Annotated in this window: 12 protein-coding genes and 2 riboswitches; of the genes, 9 read left to right on the forward strand and 3 right to left on the reverse strand. The window is 55.4% G+C overall.

The genetic code is table 11. The features are described 5' to 3' along the window. Window positions 1–6: 6 nt before the first annotated feature. A complete protein-coding gene (locus tag G491_RS0119765) occupies window positions 7–2127 on the reverse strand; it encodes an HDOD domain-containing protein (RefSeq protein ID WP_157468412.1) in 2121 nt (706 codons plus the stop codon). A gap of 1002 nt (window positions 2128–3129) precedes the next feature. Between G491_RS0119765 and G491_RS0119770 the strand changes: the two genes are divergently transcribed. The 8 genes from G491_RS0119770 to G491_RS0119815 all read left to right on the forward strand — a co-directional run bounded on the left by G491_RS0119770 (window position 3130) and on the right by G491_RS0119815 (window position 12591). Continuing rightward, on the forward strand, window positions 3130–4068 hold the full coding sequence (locus G491_RS0119770) for a methylenetetrahydrofolate reductase (RefSeq protein ID WP_028315804.1): 939 nt from the start codon (window positions 3130–3132) through the stop codon (window positions 4066–4068). A gap of 1 nt (window position 4069) precedes the next feature. Then, on the forward strand, window positions 4070–8518 hold the full coding sequence (locus tag G491_RS0119780) for an FAD-dependent oxidoreductase (protein ID WP_157468414.1): 4449 nt from the start codon (window positions 4070–4072) through the stop codon (window positions 8516–8518). Next, the gene (locus G491_RS0119785; protein WP_083610710.1) at window positions 8515–8949 is read left to right on the forward strand and encodes a hydrogenase iron-sulfur subunit; all 435 of its coding nucleotides are present in this window, start codon (window positions 8515–8517) and stop codon (window positions 8947–8949) included. Before G491_RS0119780 ends, G491_RS0119785 begins: the two co-directional genes overlap by 4 nt. Before the next feature lie 26 nt (window positions 8950–8975). Next, complete coding sequence (locus tag G491_RS0119790) at window positions 8976–9644, forward strand: methylenetetrahydrofolate reductase C-terminal domain-containing protein (RefSeq protein WP_015948013.1); 669 nt, start codon at window positions 8976–8978, stop codon at window positions 9642–9644. Further along, window positions 9641–10573, forward strand: coding sequence for a methylenetetrahydrofolate reductase (locus tag G491_RS0119795; RefSeq protein WP_015948012.1), 933 nt, complete (start codon window positions 9641–9643; stop codon window positions 10571–10573). The genes G491_RS0119790 and G491_RS0119795 overlap by 4 nt, the downstream gene beginning before the upstream one ends. A 108-nt stretch (window positions 10574–10681) precedes the next feature. Further along, a complete protein-coding gene (locus tag G491_RS0119800; protein WP_015948011.1) occupies window positions 10682–11071 on the forward strand; it encodes a response regulator transcription factor in 390 nt (129 codons plus the stop codon). Between the two features lie 260 nt (window positions 11072–11331). Continuing rightward, window positions 11332–11970 carry a signal peptidase I gene (gene lepB / locus G491_RS0119810; RefSeq protein ID WP_051327398.1) on the forward strand — a complete coding sequence of 213 codons (639 nt, stop codon included), beginning with the start codon at window positions 11332–11334 and terminating at the stop codon, window positions 11968–11970. Between the two features lie 132 nt (window positions 11971–12102). Beyond that, window positions 12103–12591: a metallophosphoesterase family protein gene (locus G491_RS0119815; protein WP_028315809.1), complete on the forward strand. Its 489-nt coding sequence runs from the start codon at window positions 12103–12105 to the stop codon at window positions 12589–12591. Between the two features lie 90 nt (window positions 12592–12681). Here G491_RS0119815 and G491_RS0119820 read toward each other — a convergent pair whose 3' ends face one another. Both G491_RS0119820 and G491_RS0119825 read right to left on the reverse strand, forming a co-directional pair. Next, window positions 12682–13032 carry a hypothetical protein gene (locus G491_RS0119820; RefSeq protein WP_028315810.1) on the reverse strand — a complete coding sequence of 117 codons (351 nt, stop codon included), beginning with the start codon at window positions 13030–13032 and terminating at the stop codon, window positions 12682–12684. A gap of 24 nt (window positions 13033–13056) precedes the next feature. Then, window positions 13057–13141, reverse strand: a riboswitch (cyclic di-GMP riboswitch). Between the two features lies 1 nt (window position 13142). After that, window positions 13143–13222: riboswitch (cyclic di-GMP riboswitch) on the reverse strand. A 736-nt stretch (window positions 13223–13958) separates the two neighbouring features. Further along, on the reverse strand, window positions 13959–14633 hold the full coding sequence (locus tag G491_RS0119825; RefSeq protein WP_015948007.1) for a nitroreductase: 675 nt from the start codon (window positions 14631–14633) through the stop codon (window positions 13959–13961). Window positions 14634–14870: 237 nt separating this feature from the next. Here G491_RS0119825 and G491_RS0119830 point away from each other — a divergent pair, with 237 nt between their 5' ends. After that, on the forward strand, window positions 14871–15857 hold the full coding sequence (locus tag G491_RS0119830; protein WP_169829482.1) for an SGNH/GDSL hydrolase family protein: 987 nt from the start codon (window positions 14871–14873) through the stop codon (window positions 15855–15857).

Genomic DNA, 15857 nt, shown 5'->3' on the forward strand with positions numbered 1-15857 from the left:
CTCTCTTCACTCGAAATCAATATGTTTAAAGGATTCCTTAACTTCTTCCACAAGCTCCTGATTGTCCTTGGTTCCCAGCCCCAAAGTGCTGAGAATGTCCACCATGCCCAGTGGATTGAATTGCTTTACGTCGGCCAGGCCGCTCCCGAACATGTGGCTCAGGAGGTTGCCGTACGCGACGATGTGGACAAGCAGGCTGTCCTCTTCCGCCTGAAAAGGCTTGTGGTGATGCTTGGCGCACCGCACAAGGCTTTCCGGCAGGCCCCATTTTTTAAGCAGCATTTCGCCGATCATGGAGTGGTCGAAACCCAGGATCTGTTTTTCCGCTTCCGCGCTCACAATCTGAGCCATGGCCTGCCTTTTTCGAATGACCGGATATTGCTCCGGCAAACGCAGTAATATAGCTAATTTCCCTATATCATGCAAGACTCCAGCGGCCATTGCCGCCTCCGGGTCCTGATAACCCACGGCCCTGGCCGCGCAGCGGGCGGCCAGGCCGCATTCCATGGAATGCAGCCACAGGTTTTGGGCGAACATGGCCGAAGATTGTTTAACCGAGGAAAACACGGAATTGGCGGAGGTGATTAACACGACGCTGCGCACTGCCTTTTGCCCAAGGCGGGAAAGGGCCACATTCAGGTTGCTGATGTGCTCGCCCCGGCTGTACAGGGCGGAGTTGCTCACCCTGATGATTCTGGCCACCAGGGCGGGATCTTTGTTCAGGGCTTCCGCAAGATCCCTTAAGGAGGAGTCCGGGTCCCCCAATAACTCAAGGGCCTTGATCACCACCCGCGGCATGGGGGGAAGGTCCTCGATTGCCTCCACAATGACGCTGGCCTTGTCTCTGGCCAGGGACCGGGGAATGGCTTGGGAAGCGGTGTTGACAATCTCCGGAGGTAAAGGATCCGGGTGCTTGCCGGTCAAGGTGTTTTCCGGCGTGGGGCTCACCAGCCAACCGATGAGCTCCAGGAAATGAAAAGGACTCATGCCCATGGACTCTTCCTGAGAGGCGACAAAAGCCAGTATCTGGCTCTGGTCCGAGTTTTCCACGGGAATGATGCCGCACTGCCCGAAAGCGGGCATTTCGGCAATACCTTCAAAGAGGTCCGTAGGAAAAATTTCGCCCACAAAGGGGGCGCCCGAGTCCAGGACCCACGAAAAAACCGGGTTTTTCCGTAAATCGCGGTCCGGCACGGGGATGTCCATTTTGCCTTCTTGAGGGTTTTCATGGGAGAAAAACTGCGTGACCATGTGCATGACGCCGTGTTTCGCCTGAATAATAAGCGTCAGGTCAAAGTTTTCCTGGCAGAATGCGGCGACCGCCGCCACTTTGGGCTCCAATTCCATGGAGAGGACGATTTTTTCAAAAGACTGGCGGAACCTGTCGTACAAGGGGTCCGGCTGCGAGTGTTCCGGGACCGGGGATTCCTCTTTGGGTTTTCCAAAAGCCACCCATCCTGATTCATGGGCCTGGGTCATGGCCTGCAAGGCCGTGAAGCTGGACATGGGCGCCAACTTTAGGATCGTTTCCATGGACTTGGGCTCTTCGGCCAATTCCATGACCGCCTGGACGTCCGGAGGCAGGTCCATAGCCATGCGGCCTTCGTCAGTCAGGCTAACCTGACGGGAGACGGGGCCTATGCGTCTGACGGTTTCGTTCCATTCGTCCACACGATGAAGCAGGTCCAGGATCACGCCCTGGACGGAAAGGCCTTCCTTGGAGGATTCGCCTATCAAAACATCAGAAAAATGAAAATGGCCTTTTTTCAGCAGCAAAAACTGGAACAGCACTTCACGCACGCCCTGCTCAAGCACCTTGGAAACGGTTTTGTTGTTCGCAACCTGCATGGCCTCCAAAATGTGGGTCAGGGGCAATCCGGTTTCCTCCTTGATCCTGCTGACCATGGACAAACGCCCCTTGTCCAGGAGCCTCCGCCATATCAGGGAGCGAAAGGACTTGGAATCCGCTTGCGCACTGTAGGCTGTCAAAATTCTGCCGTCTCTGATTCCGATAAATAAGGAATCGCCGCCAAATGTCACCGTCAAATGGCCTTCCTTTTCCATTTGACCGAGAATCATAAGAAGATCCGCGCTATTGAATTTATCCAGTTCCCCTGAAAATATCATGTTGAGTTCCCCCACGGGGCGATTGTCCGCCCCCAATTACAGAAACTGCAGGCAGGGCCGCCTTCCTGGCTGTATATTTGATATGTTTATAGATTACCACGCCCTTATACGAGGTGGCAAGGCTGTCCTACACCGGTCCATCCCGGAGGAACACCGTGCAAACAAGGCGCCAGAAACACGGCCTGAGTTAAAGGCTGCATAACCGGACGCAACGGACCCTAAATTGCTTAAGGCGCATTTAAACGCTTGGACGAGAACTCGTCAATTCAGTATCATAAGTACCACGTTGTAGTACAAAATTCATTGGCGGAACATGCACTTATGCTTTCTTGCAGGATAAAGGGACGCTTATAACGCTTCGACAAAATTTATTATTATTGCAGGAATTACTTGCCTGCTCAAAAAAGATGGTATATTCTTTTAATCAAGAAACGGACTTTGGACATAGTTATCCAAGGGGGTACGGGAAATCATCAAGCCTTACATGATCCATCCCATTCATTTCGGACTACTTGCCTCACTCTCTGTTTCAATACTGTTCAGTAAATTCCAACTTGTCCGAAAGCATTACTCCCCTGGTTTGCAGTCTAATCAATCAACTTGCTCTTCTTATAACTGAAACGATGACCTCTTTCCCTTTTGCAAGGTTTTGCGGTAGACAGATTGTTTGATTTTCAACAATAGTAACGGTTTATACCTTTCACGGCCTTACGAAAATCGCGAAAAGCAAACAATTCCTGGCCAGACGCTGCAAAAGGAGGGATTCCCGAACAACGCGTTCACGGAATCCGGCCCAACGAAGACTGACAATTAAAATTCCTAAACGGACGGATTTTTAGGCGCCAGGGAAGCCGGGACCAAGGCTTCTTTTTCGAACTCGGTTATACCCCGTTACGTAAAAGTAAAAAAATTTAGCAGGCGCGGCCCGAACTTGAAGCCGCCAGCCCGGTTAGTCGCCTTGGCGCTGTAGGCGTGTCTAATTCATCTTCCGGAGGATTCTGTATGCAGCTTAGAGACAAGTCTGAGGCCGGACAATTCATTGTTCTGGCGGAAATGGAGCCCCCCAAAGGGGTGGATGTCACTGATTTTACTGCAAACGCAATCAGGGTAAAAGACCAGGTGGACGCTTTTGTGGTGCCGGAAATGAACAGCGCGGTCATGCGCATGAGTTCCCTGGGCGCCTCCCTGATTCTGCAGTCCAAGGGGCTGCCCACGGTCATGCAGGTCAATTGCCGGGATAGAAACCGGCTGGGCCTGCAGGCGGATTTGCTGGCGGCGGGCGCCATCGGGGTGCGGAACGTCATGGCGGTGACGGGAGAGGACCCCAGCTTTGGGGATCACCATCAGGCCTCGGCTGTATACGACATAGACCTGATTGAGCTGCTTAAAGCCGTCCGGGGCATGACCGAGGGCAAGGACATGGCCGGAGTGGACCTGGCCGGCGCCCCGTCTTTTTATTGCGGCTCCACGGTCAACGCAGGAGTAAGGGGCAAGGCTCTGCAACTGGAAATTGATGAAATGAAGCGAAAAATGGATGCGGGCGCCAGGTTCTTCATTACTCCGCCCGTATTTAATATGAACGACCTGAGCGACTTCATGGAAAAGGCGCCCCGGGCCGAAGTCAAGGTCCTGCCCACCGTTCTGCTGTTGAAATCCGTGGGCATGGCCCGGTACATCGACCGGCATTCCGACCACGTTTCCGTGGGAGACGCCCTGATCAAACGCATCATGAGCGCATCCGACAAAGCAAGGGAATGCGCCCAGATCGCCGCGGACACCATCCAGGCGGCCAAAAACGCCGGATTGGACGGCGTAATGATAGCCACCTTGGGCTGGGAGCACATGCTGCCCCAGGTCCTCAACCTCAAACCCACCGAAGCGCAGGACGCGGAACACGACGACCCCAATACTAGCTGGGGCAAACATGCTGGGGGGAAATAGAATGACCGGTAGCAGACCTGATAAAAAGGAAGCAACGGGTTCCGTAATGGTCGTGGGCGCCGGGATTGCAGGCATGCAGTCCGCCCTGGATCTGGCCAATTCGGGATACTACGTTTACCTGGTGGAAAAGTCATCGGCCATTGGAGGGCTCATGGCCCGGCTGGACAAGACTTTCCCCACCAACGATTGCACCATGTGAGTCATCTCACCCAAACTGGTCGAGGTCGGCCGGCATTTGAACATCGAGTTGATCACAGGTGCGGAACTGCAGGAGCTTGAAGGGGAAAGCGGAAACTTTACCGCCAAGGTCCATCAACGGGCGCGTTTTATCGATCTGGATAAATGCACCAGCTGCGGCGAATGCGCCAAGGCCTGCCCCATCAGCCTGCCTGATGAATTCAACGAGTCCCTAATGGACAGGAAGGCCGCGTTTAAAAGATACGCCCAGGCCATTCCAGGCGCCTACGCCATCACCAAGATGGGGACGGCCCCCTGCAAGGCCACCTGTCCGGCCCATGTGAGCATCCAGGGCTACATTGCGCTCATCAACGCAGGCAAGTACGAGGAAGCGCTCAAGCTCTTCAAGCAGGAGCACCCCTTTCCCGGCGTTTGCGGCCGCGTATGCCACCATCCCTGCGAGGGGGAATGCACGCGCGGAGGAACGGACCAGGCGCTCGCCATCCAATACCTGCACCGTTTTTTGGCGGATCACGACTTTGAACTTAAAGACCGTTACGTCCCCCAGGTGGAGGAAGCCAGGGACGAAAAAGTCGCCATCGTAGGCGCGGGCCCCGCCGGGCTGACCACCGCCTATTTTCTGGCCCAACGGGGATACAAGGTCACGATTTATGAAAAACTGCCCGTGGTCGGCGGCATGATGGCCGTGGGCATCCCCGAATACCGCCTGCCCCGCGAGGTCATTGCCGCGGAAGTCAAGACCGTCACGGACATGGGCGTGGAAATTAAAACCGGCGTATCCTTTGGAACGGACGTCACCCTGGACAGCCTGAAAGCCGACGGATTCCAGGCTGTGTTCCTGGCCACGGGCCTCCATGGAGGCCGGGCGCTGAACGTTCCGGGCGAAGATGCGGACGGCATCATTCAGGGCGTGGACTTTTTGCGGGATACCGCCCTGGGCAAGGACGTGGAGCTTGGCAAGCGGGTGGTCGTCATCGGCGGCGGCAACGTGGCCATTGACGTGGCCCTGGTGGCCAAGCGCCTGGGCGCGGAAAGCGTCCGCCAGGTCTGTCTGGAATCCCGGGAGGAAATGCCGGCCTGGGATTATGAAGTCCAGGAAGCCCTGGAAAGCGAAATCGACATTGTAAACTGCTTCGGCCCCAAGGAATTCAAGGTGGAAAACGGCAGGGTCACGGGCCTGGAATTCATGGCCTGCACCTGCGTGTTCGACGAACAGGGCCGGTTCAATCCGCAATACGATTCGGAAGACTGCACGGCCATGGGCGCGGATACCATCATCGTAGCCATCGGCCAGGCCGCGGATCTTTCCTACACCGACGGGCAGGGCATTTCCGTGACTCCGCGCGGCGGCCTGGAGGCTGATCCCGCCACCCTGCAGACGCCTCTTGACTGGGTGTTTTCAGGCGGGGACGCATTCTACGGCCCCAAGAGCGTGGTGGACGCCGTGGCCAGCGGCAAAAAGGCTGCGGAAAGCATCCATCGCTTCATCAACGGCCTGGACATGCTGGAAGGCCGGGAAGAGGACTGGGATTTCTACAAGCCGGAAGTCATTGACGAGCCCTTAAAGGAACGGGTGGAAATGACCTGTCTGCTGCCTGAAGCGCGGTCCGGCAATTTTGACGAAGTCCACTGCGGCTACAATGAGCAGGAAGCCCTGGAGGAAGCTCAGCGCTGCCTCAAGTGCGGCGTATGCTCCGAATGCTACCAGTGCGTGGAGGCCTGTCTCGCCGGGGCAGTCCAGCATGACGAAAAAGACAAGGACCTGGAAATCCAGGTGGGATCCGTTATCCTGGCGCCGGGCAGCGAGCCTTTCGACCCGACTCCGTTCCGGGAGTTCTACCAATACGGGATCAATCCCAACGTCATGACCAGCCTGGAGTTTGAACGCATCCTCTCAGCCTCCGGCCCCACCATGGGGCATCTGGCCAGGCCGTCGGACCATAAGGAGCCCAAAAAGATAGCCTGGCTCCAGTGCGTGGGCTCCCGTGACAACAACCGGTGCGGAAACACCTACTGCAGTTCGGTGTGCTGCATGTACGCCTGCAAGGACGCCATGATCGCCAAGGAGCATTCCGAGGAGGATCTGGACTGCGCCATTTTCTACATGGACATGCGCACTTACGGCAAGGACTACGAACAATACCTGAACCGGGCCAGGGACAAGGAAGGAGTCCGGTTTATCAAAGCCAGGGTCCACACCATCGAGGATTTGAAGGACTCCAGGGACCTGGAAATCCGGTATGCGGACGAAAACGGAGACATGCAAAAGGAAGTCTTTGACATGGTCATCCTGTCCGTGGGCCTCCAGGTTCAAAAGGACGTGGGCGAGTTGGCCGAACGCCTGGGCGTGGAAGTGGACAAGCATAATTTCGCCGTCACCACGCCGTTCGCCCCTGTGGCCACCACCAGGGAGGGGGTTTTCGCATGCGGCGTTTTCCAGGGTCCCAAGGACATCCCCACAAGCGTGACGGAAGCCAGCGCAGCGGCCTGCGCCGCCGGGACAGCCCTGGCCGAAAGCCGCGACACCCTGACCAAATCCGTGGAGATGCCCGGGGAAAAGGACATCTCCCAGGAGGAGCCGCGCATCGGCGTGTTCGTCTGCAGGTGCGGCATCAACATTGCGGGCATCGTGGACGTTCCGGCCGTGCAGGATTATGCGGCGAGCCTGCCAAACGTGGTGTACTCGGGCGACAACCTGTTCACGTGCAGCCAGGACGCCCAGGACTCCATGAAGGAGCTCATCGAAGAGCACAACATCAACCGGGTGGTTGTGGCCTCATGCACGCCCAAGACCCACGAGCCCATCTTCATGGACACGCTCCAAAAAGCCGGGCTCAACAAATACCTGTTCGAAATGGCCAACATCCGCAACCAGAACTCCTGGTGCCATTCCAGCACGCCTGAACAGGCGACGGCAAAGGCCAAGGATCTGGTGCGCATGTCCGTGGCCAGGGCCGCGACTTTGAATCCCCTGGAGGAGAAAAAGCTATCGGTCAACCGCAGGTGTCTGGTGGTGGGCGGAGGCGTGGCCGGTATGACCGCGGCTCTGGCCCTGGGAGACCAGGGATTTGAAGTGGTGCTTCTGGAAAAGGAAGCCCAACTGGGCGGCATGGCCCTGAAGCTGACCAAAACCATTGAAGGCGTGACTATCGCCGACAGCCTGGAGCCTTTGGTGAAAAGAGTCCTGGATCATGAAAAGGTCCAGGTGCTGACCGACTCCCTGGTTGTGGGATTTTCCGGGTTTAAGGGCAATTTCACCACCGAGGTTCTGGTGGGCCCGGGCATGTATGAACGAAAGATCGACCACGGCGCGGTTATTTTGGCCACCGGCGCCAGGGAGTACCAGCCCAAGGAATTCCTCTACGGCGAAGACGACCGGGTCATGACCCAGGTGGAGCTCGCCCGCCTGCTGGCAGACAGCCCGGACGCAGCCATGGACATGGACGTGGTCGCCATGATCCAGTGCGTGGGCTCCCGGAACGAGGAGAACCCCAACTGCAGCCGCATCTGCTGCCAGGCGGCCGTCAAAAACGCGCTTCACATCAAAAAATCCAATCCCGACGCCGAGGTCTACGTGTTTTACCGGGACATCCGCACCTACGGGACCATGGAGGAGTATTTCCAGGAAGCCCGCAAGCTGGGGGTCATGTTTTTCCGGTTCCACCAGGACGATCCTCCGGTGGTGGAAGCCTCGGAGGAAGGCGTGTTGATAACCTTCAGGGATCTTGTGCTTGGCAAACGCCTGCAATTGGCGGCGGATAACCTGATCCTGTCCGCGGGCATGGTTCCCGAGGAGACCGAGGAGCTTTCCACCATCATGAAGGCCGCCCGGAACGCGGACGGATACTTCATGGAAGCCCATGTCAAGCTGCGCCCCGTGGACATGACCACGGAAGGCATCTTCGTGTGCGGCACGGCCCACAGCCCCAAGCTCTTGTCCGAAAGCGTGGCGCAGGCTTTGGCCGCGGCCTCCCGGGCGACCACCTTTCTGTCTCAGGATAGCCTGACCCTGTCGGCGGTCAAGGCGGTGGTGGATCAGGAAAAATGCGCATCGTGCCTGATTTGCGTGCGTTCCTGCCCCTTTGGCGTGCCCAGAATTGATGAAACGGGAAAAAGCATAATAGACCCGGCCCTGTGCCAGGGGTGCGGAGTATGCGCCTCCGAATGCCCGGCCAAGGCCATCCGGCTTAACTGGTATGAGGACGAACAAATATTAAGCAAGGTGGAAGCCTTATTGGAGGGAGTTTTATGACCCAGGATTTCGAACCGATCATTGTGGCTTTTTGCTGCAACCAATGAGGATATTCGGCGGCGGACCTGGCTGGGTCCATGCGACTTGAGTATCCGGCGAACATCAAAGTCATCCGGGCGCCCTGCACCGGAAAAATTGATGTCATCCATTTGTTAAGAGCCATCGAAAAAGGCGCTGACGGAGCCTACGTTGTGGGGTGCATGGAAGGGGAATGCCTATACAACAACGGCAACTTCCGTGCAAAGAAGCGGGTTCTCCAGGCCCAGAAGGTCCTGGACTCCGTGGGCATGGGCGGGCAAAGGGTGCAGATGTACAATCTGTCGTCTGCGGAAGGCCCTAAATTCGCCGCCTTCGCCAGGGAGATGACGGAAAAAATTCGCGAACTGGGTCCCAATCCCATGAAGCTGGCTAAAAAGGGCGAAGCGGCATAGCGCCTGGAAAGGAGGGGCTTTTACTCATGATTGTTGCATCACCCAAACCCATGGAAGAAATTATTGACACGGTGAAGGATTGCAAAAAATTGCTGATCCTGGGCTGTAACGAGTGCGTAACGGTTTGTGAAGCCGGGGGGAAAAAGGAGGTGGGCGTCCTGGCTTCGGCCCTGCGCATGTATTTCGCCAAGCAGGGCCAGCAGATCCAGATCGACGAGAGGACCCTGGAGCGCCAGTGCGATCACGAGTACCTGGAGGAAATCCGGGATATCGCCGACACCTATGACGCCATCCTTTCTCTGGCCTGCGGAGTGGGCGTGCAGTTTACGGCGGAAAAATATCTTTCCACCGTGGTGCTGCCCGGGGTCAACACCTGCTTTTTGGGCGCCACGGAGGAACGGGGCATGTGGACCGAAAGGTGCCAGGCCTGCGGCGCCTGCGTCCTGGCCAGGACCGGCGGCATCTGCCCCGTGTCCCGATGCGCCAAACGGGTGCTTAACGGCCCGTGCGGCGGATCCACCAAGGGCAAGTGCGAAATCAGCAAGGAAGTGGATTGCGCCTGGCAACTGATTGTGGATCGCCTGACAGCCCTGGGCAAGATGGACGAATACGAGCAGATCGCCCCTCTCAAGGACTGGTCTACGGACAGGGCCGGAGGGCCCCGAAAAGTGGTGAAGGAGGACGTGCAATCATGAGCCTGAACACCGAAAGCAAGCTGGAAAAAATTCTCAAGGCGGGACATCTTGCGGTTACCAGTGAATGCGGTCCTCCGCGCGGCACGAGCCTCGACAAAATCGAGGAAAAGGCCAACCTGATCAAAGACTGCGTGGACGCCATCAATGTGACGGACAACCAGACTTCCGTCACGCGCATGTGCAGTCTGGCCGCTTGCATCAAGATCAAGCTCATGGGCCTGGAGCCCGTTCTCCAGATGGTCACCCGGGATAGAAACCGCATCGCCATGCAGTCGGACATTCTGGGCGCCGCCGGATTCGGCGTGAACAACATGCTCTGCCTTTCGGGCGACCACCAGAGCTTTGGAGACTGCGCCACAGGCCAGAACGTCCATGACCTGGACTCCATGCAACTGGTTCAGACCGTGCGCCATATGCGGGACGAAGGAAAATTTCTGGGGGGCGGAGACATCGCAGGTCCTCCCAAAATATTTGTAGGCGCGGCGGCCAACCCCTTCGCCGACCCCTTTGAGGTAAGAGTACCCAGGCTTGCCAAAAAAATCGCCGCCGGGGCTGAGTTCATCCAGACCCAGTGCATCTATAATGTGGAAAAATTTGAAAAATGGCTGGGGATCGCCAGGGATAGGGGATTGACCGAAAAAGTATTCATCCTGGCGGGAGTAACTCCAATGAAATCAGCGGGTATGGCCCGCTACATGAAAAATCGGGTTCCCGGGATGGACGTGCCGGACGAGATTGTGAAGCGCCTTTCCGACACTCCCAAGGAGAAGCAGGCCGACGAAGGGATCAAAATTTGCATAGAAACTATGCAACGGCTGAAAGAGGTGAAAGGAGTAGCCGGATTCCATGTCATGGCAATCGAATGGGAGGAAAAGGTGCCGGAATTGGTCGAGGGCGCCGGGTTGTATCCCAGGCCCGAGGTTGATTAGCCTGAACAAACCGGGCCGGGGTGCATACCAGGCCCGACATAGCCTGACCAGATCAGGCGCCGTGTTTCAGGTAGGTTGAATCTGTTCTAATTACAAGGAGGAACACACATGGCAAACAAAAAGAAAATTCTTGTGGTTGACGATGAGCCTGATTTCTGCGCCATAGTCAAATCTTACCTGGAAAAGGAAGGTTATGCGGTGGAAACGGCCTATGATGGAGTCGAGGGCATTGACAAGGTCAAGGAAAGCCCCCCGGACGCCATCGTCCTGGATGTTATGATGCCCGAAAAAGACGGCTACGCCGTGTGCTCGGAGCTTAAATCCGACGAAAAGTATCAGGACATCCCCATCGTCATGCTCACGGCGGTGGCATCCCACGTCACATCCACCCGCTACTCGCATTATGACGGCATGAGCATGGAAGCCGATGACTACATTCCCAAACCGGCCTCCGCGGAGGACATCACCGCGGCCATCAAGCGCGTACTGCCGGGCTAAAACCTGACTGCGCGCACTGTTGCTGACTAATGCCTGATCACTCAGCATTTTAACCGGGGACAATCGCAGGGGCTTCGGCCTCTGCCATTTCCCCGGGGAAAGAAGCCTTGTTGTTTCCCGCCTTGATCTTCCTTTGGTTGGCTTCTTTAGTAGAACGCCCAAGCACTTATTGTGTACTCTCCTGATTAAAGCCTTGTTGTTTTACACTTCAAAGCGTGATAAAACCCGGAAAAATTCATCGCCATTTTGGAGAGACAACCATGTCTGCACTGCATTGGAACGTATTTTTGTCCGCCGCCCAGCCGCCGCCCATAACGTCCCGAAAAAAAGGCCCGCCCGGGGACAAGCTCAAAATGATCTTGGGTTTGGGAACCTTTGTTTTTATCATCGCCGCGTTGATTTTTCTAAAAACCTTTGTCTTTGGGGCGTATAAAGCCCCATCCGGAAGCATGGCGCCCACGCTAGTCATCGGGGATCATTTTTTCGTCAGCAAGCTGGCATACAAAGGCAGCATCCCGGATCGGGGGGACGTAATCGTCTTTAAATATCCCATGGACGAGTCCCTGGATTATGTAAAGAGGGTCATTGCCCGGGAAGGGGAGAACGTGACCATCAATGATGGGATTGTTTACGTCAATAATAAGAGGATAAAAGAAGACTATGTGCAGTTTCTCGGCAGCGAGTATGGGATTAAGGTTCCACCGATGCGCAATTTCGGCCCCGTGACGATTCCGCCAGGAAAGCTATTTGTGCTGGGAGACAACCGGGATTCCAGCTCCGACAGCCGTTATTGGGGATTCGTCCCCATGGAAAATGTGAAAGGCAAGGCGCTTTTCATTTATTGGTCGGAAAACGAAGACAGGGTCCGGTCGGATAGAATCGGCGGCAAAATCCATTGACGCTGACGCCGTCCAGCAACTTTTACAGAGTGGAATTTACAGCGCGTCTGCGCCGTGGTATCTTGTATGTGTTAATATGCACTAATCATCTCACTCAATAAGCACCAGGCGCCTGGCCAAGGAGATTCGACCATGTTGATAGCCGTAATGAGCGATAGCCACGATCATATCTTAAAGATGAAGCAAGCCGCAGCCCGCATTCGCGGGGAGGGTGCGGAAATGGTTATCCATTGCGGAGACATTGTGGCTCCGTTCATGCTGTTTGAACTGAGCAAGGTGAGCGTCCCGGTCCATGCCGTTTTCGGCAACAACGACGGCGATCATTTTCTGCTCATGAAAGTGGCTTCCGAAGTGGGAAACATCACCTTTCACGGGCTTTTCGGCAAGGTGGACGCGGGCGGCGACCCCGTGGCTTTCACCCATTACCGGGAGGTGGCCGACGGCCTGGTCAGCAAGCAGGAGTACAACGTGGTCTGTTACGGCCACACCCACGCCCATCACGCGGAAAAAATCGGCAAGACCCTGCTTATCAATCCTGGGGAGCTTATGGGCATGCAGGGCAAGTCGGGTTTTTGCCTGGTGGAGACCAAAACGGGCGAGTTCACGGAAATTACATTATAAAAAAAGCCCGCGATGGGCGTCGCAGGCTTGATTTTGGTCTTTTTTCTCAGTAGCGCCATCATGCCGTAAGAAGAAGCAAAGCAAAAGATGTCAATAAAGAACGGTCACTTTCGCCGACACTTTCATTTTCAAGTCCCCTATGGTGAATGTGCCGAAATCCGTGTCCGTCGTGATGGAGTCGATGCTTATCGTCGTTGGCGCGATCGTCAACTCCATGCCGTGTTGGTCTTGCGTAAAGGGGGTTGTAAAGAGTTCGGAGTTTCTTACAAGATCGCTCACTGATTCCGTGTAAACGCTGGAGGCAATATCTACCCCAGGTCCCCATCCCTGCGCGGATATCTCCGCCAGTTCCATGTCGGTAAGTTCAATTTTTTCCGCCATAGCCGGAATGGCGAGCAGCGCGCTGACCAAAAGGACAGCGCAGAACACATGTTTTTTCATGATGTCTCCTTCAGCAGTGATGCTAATGGTAACCCGGCTATCCGCATGTCTGTTTATGGGACCCGTGGCTTTCCGTCCCTGCCTCGCAGCAGGTTTGGCTTTGTCTTTCCGCCGGCGGCTCGGCCGTCCCCCTTGTGGGGGACCCGGAGCTTTCCGTCCCTGCCTTGCGGCAGGTTTGGCAAAAAGAGACGATTGTGCATGATGGCGCTACTCAGGAAAAAGCGCTCCCGGTTCGTTGATCCGGGCGATTTGTCAAAGATCCTCAATTGCCATGTTTAGTGCGTTCAAACCCTGGTGCGTCGCCCCAAAAAATCACTGCTTTTTAGGGACATCGGAATAGGGAAGAAAAATCTTTAGGGAATTCCACAAAACGGCATATTTCAAAATAAAGTAAATATTTCTAATGGTTTGCAAATTAGATAAGATGTCAATTCGTGGAAGTTTCCGAATATTTTGAGGATATGCATGATAATATTAGTGGGGAGCCCGCAAAAAAAATCGGCTTTCCCTCAAAGAAGGGAAAACCGATTGATTTTGGCTTATGTATTTTGAAGGATGCTTTGAACCTTTTCTCAAGGCGACGTTATTTGGCCAATTTACTCACTTATTTTCATGAGCTTTAGTCCATGTCCTAAGGCTGCATGCACAAGGACACTGGGTCCCCGTTTCCGGGATAGCGTCATGATGATTGCATAACCGCCGCATCCCTACACGGGGATGACGGAGAGCGGCGGCCATAGCAAGGGGGGTATCAGCGCCTGAAGAAAGGATGCCAAGCGCCCTTCGTACTCGCGCTAACCCCAAAAAATCGTCATCCCGGCAAGGGCGATCCGCTTTTCAGGATCGCCCGCAAGCCGGGACCCAGCGTTTTTAACTTATCTTGGAGTGTATTTACTTGTATGAACGATGTCTGTTAATGAAAAAAATCAGTCAAAGCCGACCCAGGTGGTGAGGTCGTTGGCCGAAACCCGGGAGGACTTGATGGCGTTGGCGGGGAAATCCCAGTCCGGATATCCCACGGCAACGGCCATGATGATTCGTTTTTCGTCGGGGATGCCTACGATTTGGCGCAGGGTTTTGGAGTACATGACGCCCTGGCCCTCAATGCAGGCGCCCAGGCCATTGGCCGTGCAAAGCAGGCAGAAGGTCTGCAAAAAGCAGCCGATATCCAGCAGGGGGCTGTTTTCAGGCAGGCATTTGTCGGCGACGACGATCAACGCGGCGGGAGCGTTGAAATAGCCGAAGCCCCTTTCCATCCATTTGGCCCGGCCTTCGTGGTCGTCCCGTTGAATGTCCATGAGGCGGAAAAGCTCTATGGCAAGATCCACCTGACGAGTGCGGTAAACCGAGTCTTTAGGCCAGTCAATCAGGGCGCTTTCAGGCTCAGGAAAAACTCCGGCCCGCAGTTGCTCCAGGTTGGCTTTGCGGACCTTTTCCAGAACGTCTCCGCCCAGCATAAAACATTCCCACGGCTGGGTGTTGTTTGCCGATGGCGCCCGGCAGGCGTCCTCGAGAATGGCTGATAAAAGCTCTTTGGGGACCGGATCCGGTAAAAAGTTCCTGATGCTTTTCCGCGCTCGCACTGCGTCCAGAATATTCATGAAAAATGCTCCTTGGCATGAGGCGCCGCCGCAATGGCCGTTCCGGCGCCCATGTCCGTAAATTTAGTTTCTGCGAGACCCCCTCTAAGAAAACCGGACCAAACGATGCCAAATCAGGTGAGTTTAATTGATTTGGCGTCGACGTCATGGTACTAACTGCTTGGATAATTTCGATCATCTTGCCCTAAACCTATGAAAAAATCAACTAAAACGCTTCTTGTTTTCCTGGTTGCAGGCTTGGCGCTGATCATTCTGGCGGAGCTTGAACTGCGCGCATTAGGCGCTTACGCAACCTGGGAGGAGCGTAACGGGGGCGAATACGTCTCCCCTTATGCGGTTCAAGGCAATTCATGGCTCATGCTCAGGCCCCCCAACACCCACATGGAGTACGCCCAGCCGGAGTTCAATTTCCCCCTTAAAACCAATTCCATGGGAATACGGGACAAGGACCATGCGGCCGCAAAACCTTCGGGAACAAAGCGCATCATTGTACTGGGAGACTCCTTCACGGAAGGGCAGGGGGCCATATTTAAAGAATCCTGGCCCAAAGTTCTGGAGCAATCTCTGAACACGGACGGCGAGGCGTCTGTGGAAGTCATCATGGGTGGGGTAGCGGGCAGCGATCCTTTTTATTGCCGCCGCCTGCTGGAAGAACGACTGATGCAGTTTAATCCGGACCTGGTGATCCTGGCCCTCAATTCCTTTGACGTCACGGACGTCATGGCCCGGGGCGGCGAGGAACGATTTCTTGCGGATGATAGGGTGCAATACAAGAAGACTTCGGCCTGGGAGCCCCTGTTCGCCAAAAGCAGGTTGGGGCGGCTGCTGGCCATGCGGGTTTTCGCCTGCGACTGGCTGCTTTTATCGCCCCGGGAACACATGAAGGCCAATGAAGAAGCCCGGAAAAACATTGCGGAGTTGGTGAAGGAAATGGAGCTTTCAGGAGGCAAGAACGGCTTTCAACTGGTCGTCGTCCTACAGCCTCATCTTCAGGAATTGAAAACAGGACGATACAACCAGGGCCTGAATTCCTTGGGTCAGCAGATCACGGGGGAAAAAATTCCCGTGTGCGACGTCCTGCCGTGCATGAAAAAGCACCTGGACGCCGCCGGGACGCCTCCCGAATCGCTGTACTGGGAAAAGGACTTTCACCCCAACGCCAAGGGCTACGCTTTGTTTGCGGACTGCATAAGGGACTGGCTTTTCTTCCAGAGCCTTCCTTGA

The sequence above is a fragment of the Desulfatibacillum aliphaticivorans DSM 15576 genome (assembly GCF_000429905.1).
GTDB lineage: Bacteria > Desulfobacterota > Desulfobacteria > Desulfobacterales > Desulfatibacillaceae > Desulfatibacillum > Desulfatibacillum aliphaticivorans.

What these genes read in the sequence shown, in the direction of transcription:
- lepB (WP_051327398.1), top strand. Translation starts at nt 11,332, where the DNA reads ATGTCTGCACTGCATTGGAACGTATTTTTGTCCGCCGCCCAGCCGCCG.
- G491_RS0119800 (WP_015948011.1), top strand. Translation starts at nt 10,682, where the DNA reads ATGGCAAACAAAAAGAAAATTCTTGTGGTTGACGATGAGCCTGATTTC.
- G491_RS0119770 (WP_028315804.1), top strand. Translation starts at nt 3,130, where the DNA reads ATGCAGCTTAGAGACAAGTCTGAGGCCGGACAATTCATTGTTCTGGCG.
- G491_RS0119815 (WP_028315809.1), top strand. Translation starts at nt 12,103, where the DNA reads ATGTTGATAGCCGTAATGAGCGATAGCCACGATCATATCTTAAAGATG.
- G491_RS0119795 (WP_015948012.1), top strand. Translation starts at nt 9,641, where the DNA reads ATGAGCCTGAACACCGAAAGCAAGCTGGAAAAAATTCTCAAGGCGGGA.
- G491_RS0119820 (WP_028315810.1), bottom strand. Translation starts at nt 13,032, where the DNA reads ATGAAAAAACATGTGTTCTGCGCTGTCCTTTTGGTCAGCGCGCTGCTC.
- G491_RS0119790 (WP_015948013.1), top strand. Translation starts at nt 8,976, where the DNA reads ATGATTGTTGCATCACCCAAACCCATGGAAGAAATTATTGACACGGTG.
- G491_RS0119825 (WP_015948007.1), bottom strand. Translation starts at nt 14,633, where the DNA reads ATGAATATTCTGGACGCAGTGCGAGCGCGGAAAAGCATCAGGAACTTT.
- G491_RS0119765 (WP_157468412.1), bottom strand. Translation starts at nt 2,127, where the DNA reads ATGATATTTTCAGGGGAACTGGATAAATTCAATAGCGCGGATCTTCTT.